The following is an 11,356-nucleotide window of genomic DNA, read 5'->3' as shown; positions in this document are numbered from 1 at the left end:
ATATCCGTGGCGCAGCGCGTAGTAGTCACGCTCTCCGACGACCTCGAAGGAGGCGAAGCGGAAGAGACGGTCACGTTCGGACTCGACGGCAAGATGTACGAGATCGACCTCAACTCTGCCAATGCGTCGAAACTCCGCGACGCTCTCGCGCCGTACGTGGAGGCCGGCCGCAAGCGAGCCCGCTCGGGCAAGACGTACCGCCGCACCGCCGTCGCCCCGGACCCGGCCGCGGTGCGCGCCTGGGCCAGGTCGCACGGCATGGAAGTGCCCCCGCGCGGCCGCATTCCCAAGAAGGTCTACGAGGCCTTCAACGAGTCCGCCTGAGTGGCCCGTTCAGCCGAGTTGCACAGCACCCCGGGTGATCCGCTAGAGTCTGGAGCACGCCGAGGGGCGGGGCCGAAAGGCCGAAACCCCGAGGAAGACACCATGCGGGTGTAGCTCAGTAGTAGAGCGCCCCCTTTCCAAGGGGGAGGCGCAGTGTGCGATCCCTGTCACCCGCTCTCATCGCCTACCGCCCTCGTGCGAAGAGGATCAGGTAGAGTGGTGCACGCGCCGATCGGTGAAAGCCGGTCGGAGGCATGCGGACGTGGCTCAGTTGGTAGAGCATCACCTTGCCAAGGTGAGGGTCGCGAGTTCGAATCTCGTCGTCCGCTCCAGATATGAGGCGCCGGTCGAATCGACCGGCGCCTTGTGCGTTTCCCCCATCAAGTCCCCTTTCTTCGGCGCCTCTTCGGTCCGGCCGTCGCCCGATGACATTTGTCATCGGGACCGATGACAGCGCGCACTACCCCGGCCGTCCGGGCGGCGGAAGCCTGGAGCCATGGATGCCGGTGACAGCGCGATCGACGTGAACGACCTGCGGCGCAGATACGGCCCCGCCGGGGCGCAGGGCTTCGACGCGGTACGGGGGGTCTCCTTCTCGGTGGCCCGCGGGGAACTGTTCGCCCTGCTGGGCACGAACGGCGCGGGCAAGACCTCCACCGTGGAACTGCTGGAGGGGCTCGCCGCCCCGACCGGCGGCACGGTGCGGGTGCTCGGCCACGACCCGTACCGGGAACGGGCCGAGGTCCGGCCGAGGATCGGGGTGATGCTCCAGGAGGGCGGCTTCCCGCCCGAGCTGACGGCCCTCGAGACCGCGCGGATGTGGGCGGGCTGCACCAGCGGCGCCCGGCCGGTGGAGGAGGGCCTGGAGCTGGTCGGGCTCACCGGGCGCCGGAACGTCCGGGTCAAGATGCTCTCCGGCGGTGAGCGCCGCCGGCTGGACCTGGCGCTCGCGCTGCTGGGCCGCCCCGAGGTGCTCTTCCTCGACGAGCCGACCACCGGACTGGACGCGGAGAGCCGGCGGGAGACCTGGAAGCTGGTGCGCGCCCTGCGGGACGAGGGCACCACCGTCCTGCTGACCACGCACTATCTGGAGGAGGCCGAGTCGCTGGCCGACCGGCTGGCGATCATGCACGCGGGACGGATCGCCACCTCGGGCCGGGTCGCCGACATCGTGGCCGAGCGGCCCTCCCGGCTCTCCTTCACCCTCCCCGCCGGCGTCCGCCCCGAGGAGGTGCCGCCGGCCGGCCGGCTGGGCGCCACCGCCTCCGAGTCGGCGGACCGCACCGTCCTGCTGCGCACCCGGGATCTCCAGCACACGGCGACCGAGGTGCTGCTCTGGGCACGGGACCGGCGGATCGAGCTGACCGGTCTCGACGCCCGGTCGGCCTCACTGGAGGAAGCGTTCCTGCACATCGCCCGCCAACTGGAGGCGGGAGCGCCGCCGGAGCGGGAGACGGCGGGAGCGACGGCCGGAACGACGGCGGGGGCGACGCGATGAACACGACGACTACGACTACGACTACGACCACAACCGCCATGGCCGCCGGTCCGGCCCGGACCACCGCCAAGGACCGGGTGCTCTCCCTCGGCCGCGCCGAACTGACGCTGCTGCTACGGAACAAGGCGGCGCTCAGCTACGCCCTGCTGCTGCCCGGCGCGCTGACGCTCAGCATGACCTCGGTCACCAAGGACATCGACCTGGAGGAGGCGGGTCTGTCGCTGGGCATGCTGGTCCTGCCCGGTTCGATCGGCCTGGCCCTGGTCCTCGCGGTCTATATGAACCTCGTGGGCGTGTATGTGATCCGGCGTGAGGAGCTGGTGCTCAAGCGGCTGCGCGCCGGAGAGCCCACCGACACCGAGATCCTGGCCGGATCGGCGCTGCCGGCCGTCCTGATGGGGCTCGCCCAATGCGTACTGCTGGTGGTGTGCGTGGGGATCGCCCTGGACGTACCGGCGCCGAAGGCCCCGTATCTGGCCGTGGCCGGGGTGGCGATCGGGCTGGCGCAGATGGTGGCGCTGGCCGCCGCGACGGCCGCCTACACCAGGACCGCGGAGTCCGCGCAGCTGACGCCGATGCCGATGATGCTGGTGTCGATGCTGGCCAGCGGGCTGTTCGTACCGCTGGAGGTGATGCCGGACCAGGTCGCGGCGGTGTGCGAACGGCTGCCGCTGACCCCGGTCGTCGCCCTCGTCCGGGGCGGATGGGACGGCGGGATGAGCGTGCTGGAGGTGTTCGGGGCCCTGGTGACGGCCGTGGCCTGGACGGTGCTGGCATGGTGGACCGTACGGAGGCGGTTCTTCTGGGAGCCGAGGCGCTGAGCGGCGGCGGAGCGGGGGTACGGGGCACGTGATACGGCGATGGCGCGGGCACAGCCGGCTCACCCGGGTCGAGCTGTACACCCGGTGGACGTTGTACATGGTGCCGTGGATCTACCCCGTCGTGCTGGCCAACGCCCTGACGCCGGCGCTGCGGCACGGCCCGGCTCCGCTCGCGTGGGCGATGATCGCCGTGTCCCTGGCGCAGCTCCTGCTCACCGTGCCGCTGCTGCGCAGGGGGCTCGACCACCGGTTGCGCGACCGGCCGGTGGAGCCGTGGGCTCCCACCGTGGCCGTGGCAACGGTGGCCGTGGGCCTGGGACTCGCGGTGGCACTCGACGCCGGGCCGCGGGAACCCGGACAGGTCGTGCCGCTGATCGTGCTGAGCGTGGCGCCCTTCTCCTCCGCGTACGCGCTGCTGGTGTCGATCCGCCGGTTCACCGAGGTGCACATGGGGCTCGCGGTGGCGGTGGCCCTGGCGGAGGCGGTGGTCCGGCCGGGGATTTCCGCCCCGGTGGTGGCCGTCGTGGCCGTGGCCCTGATGGGTGCCCTGTGCCTGCTGACCGTCCGCAGCTCGGTGTGGGTGCTGGCGGTGATGTGGGAGCTGGACGAGTCCCGGGAGGCACAGGCACGGCTGGCGGTCGCGGAGGAGCGGCTGCGGTTCGGCCGGGACCTGCACGACGTGGTGGGCCGCAACCTCGCGCTGATCGCGCTCAAGGGCGAACTGGCGGCGCGTCTGGCCCGGCGGGGGAGGCCGGAGGCGGAGGCCCTGATGGTGGAGGTGCAGCGGATCGCACGGGAGTCGCAGGCGGAGGTCCAGGACGTGGTCCGTGGCTACCGGGAGGCGGATCTCCAGGTGGAACTGGCCGGTGCCCGGTCGGTGCTGCGGGCGGCCCGGGTGGACTGCCGGATCGAGGGCGACGGCGGCGGGGTGGAGCTGCCCGGGACGGTGCGGTCCGCGCTGGGCTGGGTGGTCCGCGAGGGGGCGACGAACGTCCTGCGGCACGCGGACGCGGCCCGCTGCACCGTACGGCTGAAGGTGGCGTCCCGGCCGGGAGGGGACCGAACGGTGGTGCTGCTGATGGAAAATGACGGAGTGCCGGACGCGGTGGGCGTCGGCGCGGGCACCGGCGCGGGGAACGGTGCGCGAAGCGGCGCGGACACCGGTGGGGGAAACGGCGCGGACACCGGCGCGGGAAGCGGCTCGGGGAACGGTGCGGGAAGCGGCTCGGGGAACGGTGCGGGAAGCGGCTCGGGGAACGGGCTCAAGGGGTTGCGGGAGCGGCTGGCGCCGCTGGGCGGCACCCTGGAGTCGGGCCCGAGGGCGGGCGGCGTGTACCGGCTGCGGGCCGAGGTTCCGCTGGAAGGGGACGTGTGAACGACACCGCGGCGATCCGGGTGCTGCTGGCCGACGACGAGCATCTGATCCGGGGCGCCCTGGCCGCCCTGCTGGCGCTGGAGGACGATCTGCTGGTGGTCGCGGAGGCGGCGTCCGGGCCAGAGGCGCTGGCGATGGCGCGGGCGCACCGGCCCGATGTGGCGGTGCTGGACCTCCAGATGCCGGAGGCGGACGGCGTGTCGGTGGCCGCGGCGCTCCGGTCGGAGCTGCCCGGCTGCCGGTCGATGATCGTGACCAGCCACGGCCGGCCGGGCCACCTCAAGCGGGCGCTGGCGGCGGGGGTGCGCGGTTTCGTGCCGAAGACCACGTCCGCGCAGCGGCTGGCGGAGATCATCCGCACGGTGCACGGCGGATCCCGCTACGTCGACCCGGGCCTGGCGGCCGACGCGATCGGTGCCGGGGACTCCCCGCTGACCGCGCGGGAGGCGGAGCTGCTGGAGCTGGCGACGGACGGCGCCTCCATCGCGGAGATCGCCCAGCGCGCCGGGCTCTCCCCGGGGACGGTCCGGAACTATCTGTCGGCCGCGGCGGCGAAGCTGGGGGCCGAGAACCGGCACGCGGCGGCGCGGATCGCCCGGGAACGCGGCTGGTTCTGAGCGCTCCGCCGCCTGCGCGGCGGCCGCCGTCGCGCCGCCCGGGGCGGCCCCGACACGAGGGTGGTAGTTCACCGGTCGGAGGTTTGGTTATAGTAGAGACGCGTCGAACCGGAGAAGTCCGGCGCAGGCGGACGTAGCTCAGTTGGTAGAGCGCAACCTTGCCAAGGTTGAGGTCGCGAGTTCGAGCCTCGTCGTCCGCTCGGTGGACATCAAGGGCCCCGGCCGATCGGCCGGGGCCCTTGGTCCTTCCTGAGAGTCCTGATGTGTCCAGGGCCCTGAAGGCCCTGGAGACGCGTTTCCGGGGCCCTCGGTCCTTCTCCGCCCTTTACCTCCAGCTGGTGCCGGTCAGCAGCTCGTAAGCCTCCGCGTACTTCGCCCGGGTCCGCTCGACGACCTCCGCCGGGAGCGGGGGCGGCGGCTGCTCGGCGGTGCGGTCCCAGCCGGAGGCCGGGGAGGTCAGCCAGTCGCGGACGTACTGCTTGTCGAAGGACGGCTGCGCGCGGCCGGGCTGCCACTGGTCGGCGGGCCAGAAGCGGGAGGAGTCCGGGGTCAGCACCTCGTCGGCGAGCACCGGCTCGGCGCCCTCCGCGCCCACGGTCGCCTCCGCGTAGCCGAACTCGAACTTGGTGTCGGCGAGGATGATCCCCCGGGCGCGGGCGATCTCCCGGGCCCGGTTGTAGACGGCGAGGGTGGCCTGGCGCAGCTGGGCGGCGGGCTCGGCACCGACGCGGTGCACCACCTCCTCGTACGCCACGTTCTCATCGTGCTCGCCGACCTCGGCCTTGGTGGCCGGGGTGAAGATCGGGGAGGGCAGCTCGGAGCCGTCGGTCAGCCCCTCGGGCAGGGCGATCCCGCACACCGTACGGCTCTCGCGGTACTCGGCCAGGCCGGAGCCGGTCAGATAGCCGCGGGCCACGCATTCGACCGGGACCATCCGCAGCGACCGGCACACCAGGGTGCGGCCCTCCCAGTCGGCGGGGGCGCCGGGGGGCAGCTCGGTGGACAGGACGTGGTTGGGGACGAGATCGGCGAGCAGGTCGAACCACCAGAGGGAGAGCTGGGTGAGGATCTTGCCCTTCTCGGGGATCTCGGTCGGCAGGACCCAGTCGTAGGCGGAGATCCGGTCGCTCGCGACCATGACGAGTTCGCCGCGCTCGTTCCGGTAGAGGTCGCGCACCTTGCCGGTGTGCAGGTGCTGAAGGCCCGGAACCTCGACCGGCTCGGGCTTTTCGACGAATCCGGACACGCTTCCTCCTGGTGGTTTTGTCCAAGCCCCTTCGATTCTGCCGCACGGACGGGCGGCGACCTGCGGCGGGGCGCGCCCTCCCCTCCCGTCGCACCCCGGGTTCCGCTTCCGGCCGGTTCGAACCCGGCGTACGAGGAACTCATGCGGCGGGACGCGTACCGGAGACGGGACGCGTACCGGAGACGGGACGCGCGCCGGAGACGGAAGGCGCACCGGAGAGGAGACGCGGCATGGCCGACGCGGGCGACGCGGCCGACGCGGCGATCGTGGGCAGCGGCCCCAACGGGCTCGCGGCCGCCGTCACCCTGGCCCGCGCGGGGCTGCGGGTGGCGGTGTACGAGGCCGCCGCCGCCATCGGCGGCGGGCTGCGCACCCAGCCGCTGTTCGACCCGGAGATCGCACACGACATCTGCTCGGCGGTCCACCCCATGGCGGCCGCCTCCCGCTTCTTCCGCGAGTTCGGCCTGGCCGCGCGCGGGGTGGACCTGCTGGCGCCCGAGATCTCCTACGCCCATCCGCTGGACGGCGGGCGCGCCGCGCTCGCCCACCGCGATCTGGCGGCCACCTGCGCCCGGCTCGGCCCGGACGGGGAGCGCTGGCGGCGGCTGATGGCGCCGCTGCTGCGGCACAGCGAGGGCGTGGTCGACTTCGTCCTGTCCGGGCAGCGCACCCTCCCCCGCGATCCGCTGGTGCCGGCGCTGCTGGCCACACGGGTGCTCGTGCACGGCACCCGGCTGGGTCCCGCCCGCTTCTCCGGTGAGCAGGCGCCCGCCCTGCTCACCGGGGTCGCCGCCCATGCCGTGGGCGAACTGCCCAGCCTGGCCGGCGGTGCGGTGGCGGCCCTCCTGGGGCATCTGGCGCACGGCCCCGGCTGGCCGCTGCCGCGCGGCGGAAGCGCCCGGATCGCCGAGGCCATGGCGGACGACATCACCGCGCACGGCGGCACCGTCCACACCGGGCGCGAGATCAGCGACCTCGCCGAGCTGGACGGGCATCGCGCGGTGCTGCTCGACACCGGCGTCCCCGGGCTGCTGGACATCGCCGGGCGAGCGCTGCCCGCCCGCTACGTCCGGGCGCTGCGGCGGTTCCGCTACGGCCCGGCCGCCGCCAAGGCCGACTTCCTGGTCAGCGAGCCGATCCCGTGGGCCGACCCGGCCGTGGGCCGCGCCGGGACCGTGCACCTGGGCGGCAGCCACGGCGAGCTGGTCCGGGAGGAGACCCTGACCACGCGCGGGGTCCGCAGCCGGGCGCCCTTCGTGCTGCTCGTCGACCCGGCCGTCACCGACCCCGGGCGCGCCCGGTCCGGCAGGCGTCCGGTGTGGGCCTACGCCCATGTGCCGAACGGCGACGACACCGACCCGGTGGAGCTGATCCGCTCCCGGATCGAGACCTACGCCCCCGGCTTCGGCGACACCGTGCTCGCGGCGCGCGGGGTGTCCGGACGGGACCTGGAGCGTTACGACCCCAACTGTGTGGGCGGGGACATCGGCTCGGGCGCGATGACGCTGTGGCAGAGCCTCGCCCGGCCCGTGCCCCGCCTCGACCCGTACCGCACCCCGCTCCCCGGGCTCTTCCTGTGCTCGTCGGCGACCCCGCCGGGGCCGGGGGTGCACGGGATGTGCGGCTATCTGGCCGCCCTGTCGGCGCTACGGCACCGTTTCGGAATACGGAAGCCCCCGCCCCTGGCCCCGGAGCCGTAGGGGGTCACCCCGCGCGCCGCGCACCCCTGCCCAACCGCCGCACCCCCGCCACACCCGACCGCATCACCCCCGCTTGCAGATCCGGTCCAGCAGATTCGCCGTCGCCCGCTGCACCCGCTCATCCACATGCCCCGGACGATCCAACGCCGGCGACCACGCGAACGTCCCCGACGCGAACACCAAAGCGCCGCTCGGGGCCCGGTAGAGGGAGGTTTCCTGGTGGCGGGTGGCCCCCTCCGTGTCCTGGTACGGGGAGTGGGCCAGCAGGATGCGGCGGAGGTGGTCGGGGAGGGCGGTGCGCGGGAAGTAGCGGTCGGCCTCGCCCGCGACCAGGCCGGGCAGCTCGTCGCCCTCCTCCGCGCCCGTCGCCTCCCACAGCCAGTGGCCGGCGTTGCGCACGATCAGCGGGCTCGGCTCGGGCACCCGGCCCGCGTACTGGATGCCGATCAGCTGCTGTTCGGGCACGGTCTCCCGCCACAGCGCCGAGCGGCCGGGGCCGCGGCGCTTGCGGCAGGTCAGCAGCCGGTCCGGGCCGGAGGGCGAGGGGGCGAGCTCGACCTGCCAGTACATGGTGTTCGCGGAGAGGAAGACCAGTGAGGTGCCGCTGTCCCGGGCCGACTCCACGGTGCGGCGCATCGGCGCCGACCAGTACTCGTCATGGCCGGGGAAGACCAGCCCCCGGTAGCGGGTGGGGTCGACACCGCCCGCGTGCAGATCGCGCGTCTCGGCGTAGGCGAGGTCGTAGCCGTAGCGCTCGGCCCAGCGGATGAAGTCGTACGCGTGCCCCACGTGCAGGGGCAGTCCCGCGCCCGCGTACGGCCGGTCGAAGGAGACCGTGGTCGCCGCCTCCGACTCGCCCAGCAGCCTCCCCCGCTCGTCCCAGGCGTGGTACAGGCTGGCGCCGGTCCGGCCGTCCTCCGGGTAGAGGTTGTACGCCTGCCAGGTGAGGTCCGGGAGGACGAGGAGGAGATCGGCGGGGCGGTTGTCGCGGACGGTGAACGGGATGTGGCTGCGGTAGCCGTCCACGGTGGTGAGCACCGCGACATACGCGCCAAGGTTCCAGTAGGAGGGGATCTGGAGCCGCCAGGACAGCCACCAGTGGTGGCAGGAGACGGTGCGGTCGGCGGTGAGCGGAGGCGGCTGGACGATCCCGGACAGCCGGGGGCTGGTGGTGATCTTCAGCGCGCCGGCGCCGTCGTAGTAGCCGATGCGGTAGATGTCCACGCTGAACTGCTGAGGCGGGTCCACCGTGATCCGGAAGTCGATGGCTTCGCCGGGGGCGGCCGCGGAAGCGGAGGGGAAGCCCTTGATCTGCCGGTGGACGTCGTCGGCGGTGCGGGGGCCGGGGATCCTGGCGGGGCCCTTCTCACCGGGCCGGGCGACCGCCCGGTCGATGGCCCCGGAGAGGTGGACGTGGTCGACGTACCACGGGACCACACGGCCGGTGTCGTCGAAGTAGTTCTCGCTGTCCCGCAGCCAGGGCAGCGGGCCCTGGCCGAAAGGATCCGTCACCGCGTGGGCGAGCGCCCCCGATTCCCAGCGCCGGATCTGGTCCGTCCCCATCAACTGCTCCCCTCCCTGCGTACCCGGCGGCGCCGCGCCTCGCTGTCCTCGCACACCGCACCGCCGTGGGTCCGGCCTTGTGGGCCGGGCTGCGGGGCCGGTTCGACGGTCCGGGCCGGTGGGCCGGGACTCCTGGGCCGGGTGACAGCGACCGGTCCCAGCACATCACATTACGCACCCACTCCATCACCGATTGTCGCTAATTTGCCGAAACAGCCACCGAACGCGCGACAAGGGCGGACATAGGGCCGATGCGCGGCATACCCTGCGCGGCTACACCAGCCGGACGGGCTTCTCCGGACGGACTCCCACCTCGCCCAGCCAGGCCCGCAACGGCCCGTCGTCACCGTCCTCGACCAGGCTCAGCACCGGACGGGCCAGATCGGCCCGCCGCCGCCCGCCGACGAGCAGCGCGGGCCCGTCCAGCCAGTCGAGGCCGGGGGCCGCGCCCGCGGTGTCCACGGCGGCGCAGCAGACCATGGCGGTGACATGGTCGGCGAGCAGCTCACGGCCGGTGCGGGGCGGTTGCAGCGGGAACACCGGGGCGAAGCCGTCGATCCACGGGTCGCCGCCGGGCCCGGCCGTGGGCCCCTCCGCACCCGCCGCGCGGTCCCGGCCGTGCGCCCGGGTGGCGGCGGCCTCCTCGCGGGCCACTTCGACGCTGAGCCGGGCGGCGAGCCGGGGCGCGTCGCCGTCGAGCCCGTCAGGGCCGTCGGCGGGGCCGGCCGGGTCGGCGGTGAGCCGGTCGATGACCCGGGCCAGGGTGGGCGGTTCGGAGGCGCTCACCGGAGCCGGTGCGGGACCGGCGCCGGCGGGGTCGTGGGCATCGTCCCGCTCGTCCAGGACGCGGTTCAGCCGGGCGGCCTCCTGCCGCCATTTGCGGTCCACGACCTCCTCCGGGTACGTGTCCCAGTCGACCGGGGACCAGTCGGGGCCCGGCTCCGACGGGCCGCCGTGGAAGAGGCGGGCGGCGAGCAGCGAGGTGGCCTCGTCCATCGCCCCGGGCTCCTCCAGGAGGTCACAGGCGGGGCGCTCGCTCAGCCGGGAGGTGAACCCCTCGGCGAGCCGGTCGCGGCGGGACAGCTCGGTGAGCGCCGAGACCACGCCCGCGTCCAGCCGGGAGGGCCAGCGGCCCATCCGCCAGGCGGGCAGCGCGACCCGGGTCAGCAGCCGGTCCCAGCCCGCGTAGGCGAGGCCCACCTGCTCCTGGGCGACGATCCGCAGCCCGTAGTCGACCGACTGGGCCCGCTCGGAGGCGGCCGCGGCGACCGCCCGCTCCATCTGGGCCGCGTGGTCCCGGCAGCCGCGCAGCAGCAGCCGGGCGACCCAGCCGACGAAGCCGAAGGCGGGCCGGCGCACCGCCGCCACCAGGGCGGGGGCAGGGCCGGACGACGGCTCGCCGCCGCGGGCCGCGACGGCCACGGCGGCGTCCAGGCCGCGCACGAAGCGGCGGGCGGAGGCTATGTCGGGGTGGACGGACGGGCCGGTGCCCGCCACCACCGGGGCGAGCAGCGCACGCAGCTCGGCCACCCGCATCCACCACAGGAACGGCGAACCGATCACGAGCACCGGAGCCCGTGGCACACGCCGCTCGGGGCGGTCCACGACCCGGTCCGCGGCCGGCCGGCCGGGCGCCCTGGCGCCCCGGCCGGCGCGGGGCTCCTCGACCGCGAGGGCGCCGCGGTCCCGGCGCTCCCGGCGGCCCGCGTACGCCGGATGCGTACGGTCCTCCAGCCAGCTGTCGCAGTCCGGGGTGAGCGCTATGGCCGAGGGCGCGGGCACCTCCAGGCGCTCGGCCAGATCGCGGACCAGCTGGTAGAGGTCGGGCGCCGTCTCCTCGGCGATGGGTACCGTCGGGGTGAGCGCGGGCTTGGCCCGGACGACCACGGCGGCCACGGCCGCCGCCAGCAGCAGGACCAGCAGGGCGCCGCCGGTCACCACCCAGCGCAGGGCCGTCCAGCCCTGGCCGTGCGAGCCGCCGATGCGGCCGCTGGCGCTTCCGGCCAGCAGCACGACGGCGGCGGCGGCCGGGAGGAGCGCGACCGCGAGCGCGGCGCTCCGGATGCGCAGTACCGCGAGGGCGCGGACGCGCGCCTCCAGCGCACCTGCTTCGGGACCTGCCACGGTTCTCGCCACGGTTCTCGTCACCCCCTACTGTCCGGCCGGTGGTGGAACAGCGGACGACGGCGGCGTTGCCTTCTCCCCACCCACT

At 74.2% G+C, this 11,356-nt stretch carries 9 protein-coding genes and 3 tRNA genes; 9 read left to right on the top strand and 3 right to left on the bottom strand.

The window, feature by feature from the left end; genetic code table 11:
• Nucleotides 1-6: 6 nt before the first annotated feature.
• The 8 genes from PS467_RS22325 (at nucleotide 7) to PS467_RS22290 (ending at nucleotide 4,835) form a co-directional block, all read left to right on the top strand.
• Nucleotides 7-324, top strand: a complete 318-nt coding sequence (locus PS467_RS22325) for a histone-like nucleoid-structuring protein Lsr2 (protein WP_268973429.1) — start codon at nucleotides 7-9, stop codon at nucleotides 322-324.
• Nucleotides 325-428: 104 nt separating this feature from the next.
• Nucleotides 429-500, top strand: a tRNA-Gly gene (locus tag PS467_RS22320).
• 80 nt (nucleotides 501-580) lie between these two features.
• Nucleotides 581-656 (top strand) — tRNA-Gly (locus PS467_RS22315).
• Between the two features lie 164 nt (nucleotides 657-820).
• Complete coding sequence (locus tag PS467_RS22310) at nucleotides 821-1,822, top strand: ABC transporter ATP-binding protein (RefSeq protein WP_311036751.1); 1,002 nt, start codon at nucleotides 821-823, stop codon at nucleotides 1,820-1,822.
• Between the two features lie 38 nt (nucleotides 1,823-1,860).
• Nucleotides 1,861-2,643, top strand: coding sequence for an ABC transporter permease (locus PS467_RS22305; protein ID WP_311036750.1), 783 nt, complete (start codon nucleotides 1,861-1,863; stop codon nucleotides 2,641-2,643).
• Between the two features lie 28 nt (nucleotides 2,644-2,671).
• Nucleotides 2,672-4,018, top strand: coding sequence for a sensor histidine kinase (locus PS467_RS22300; protein WP_311036749.1), 1,347 nt, complete (start codon nucleotides 2,672-2,674; stop codon nucleotides 4,016-4,018).
• Entirely contained in the window at nucleotides 4,015-4,635 is a 621-nt protein-coding gene (locus PS467_RS22295) for a response regulator transcription factor (protein ID WP_268973424.1), read from the top strand. The genes PS467_RS22300 and PS467_RS22295 overlap by 4 nt, the downstream gene beginning before the upstream one ends.
• A gap of 127 nt (nucleotides 4,636-4,762) precedes the next feature.
• Nucleotides 4,763-4,835, top strand: a tRNA-Gly gene (locus PS467_RS22290).
• A 125-nt stretch (nucleotides 4,836-4,960) separates the two neighbouring features.
• Here the strand turns inward: PS467_RS22290 and PS467_RS22285 are convergent.
• Entirely contained in the window at nucleotides 4,961-5,881 is a 921-nt protein-coding gene (locus tag PS467_RS22285) for a phosphoribosylaminoimidazolesuccinocarboxamide synthase (RefSeq protein WP_311036748.1), read from the bottom strand.
• A gap of 230 nt (nucleotides 5,882-6,111) precedes the next feature.
• Here PS467_RS22285 and PS467_RS22280 point away from each other — a divergent pair, with 230 nt between their 5' ends.
• Entirely contained in the window at nucleotides 6,112-7,581 is a 1,470-nt protein-coding gene (locus tag PS467_RS22280; protein WP_311036747.1) for a phytoene desaturase family protein, read from the top strand.
• A gap of 63 nt (nucleotides 7,582-7,644) precedes the next feature.
• On the opposite strand, the gene PS467_RS22275 is transcribed toward PS467_RS22280, so the two are convergent.
• Together PS467_RS22275 and PS467_RS22270 are read right to left on the bottom strand one after the other, a co-directional pair.
• Entirely contained in the window at nucleotides 7,645-9,144 is a 1,500-nt protein-coding gene (locus PS467_RS22275) for a N,N-dimethylformamidase beta subunit family domain-containing protein (protein ID WP_311036746.1), read from the bottom strand.
• Between the two features lie 273 nt (nucleotides 9,145-9,417).
• Nucleotides 9,418-11,268: a hypothetical protein gene (locus PS467_RS22270; RefSeq protein WP_311036745.1), complete on the bottom strand. Its 1,851-nt coding sequence runs from the start codon at nucleotides 11,266-11,268 to the stop codon at nucleotides 9,418-9,420.
• Between the last annotated feature and the right edge of the window lie 88 nt (nucleotides 11,269-11,356).

The sequence above is a fragment of the Streptomyces luomodiensis genome, assembly GCF_031679605.1.
GTDB classification, from domain to species: Bacteria; Actinomycetota; Actinomycetes; order Streptomycetales; family Streptomycetaceae; genus Streptomyces; species Streptomyces luomodiensis.
The sequence above is the reverse complement of the archived record's forward strand: the minus strand, read 5'-3'. Positions and strand labels throughout refer to the sequence as shown.

Coding starts and splice junctions, on each gene's coding strand:
- PS467_RS22310 (WP_311036751.1), top strand. CDS start 821: ATGGATGCCGGTGACAGCGCGATCGACGTGAACGACCTGCGGCGCAGA.
- PS467_RS22305 (WP_311036750.1), top strand. CDS start 1,861: ATGGCCGCCGGTCCGGCCCGGACCACCGCCAAGGACCGGGTGCTCTCC.
- PS467_RS22280 (WP_311036747.1), top strand. CDS start 6,112: ATGGCCGACGCGGGCGACGCGGCCGACGCGGCGATCGTGGGCAGCGGC.
- PS467_RS22275 (WP_311036746.1), bottom strand. CDS start 9,144: ATGGGGACGGACCAGATCCGGCGCTGGGAATCGGGGGCGCTCGCCCAC.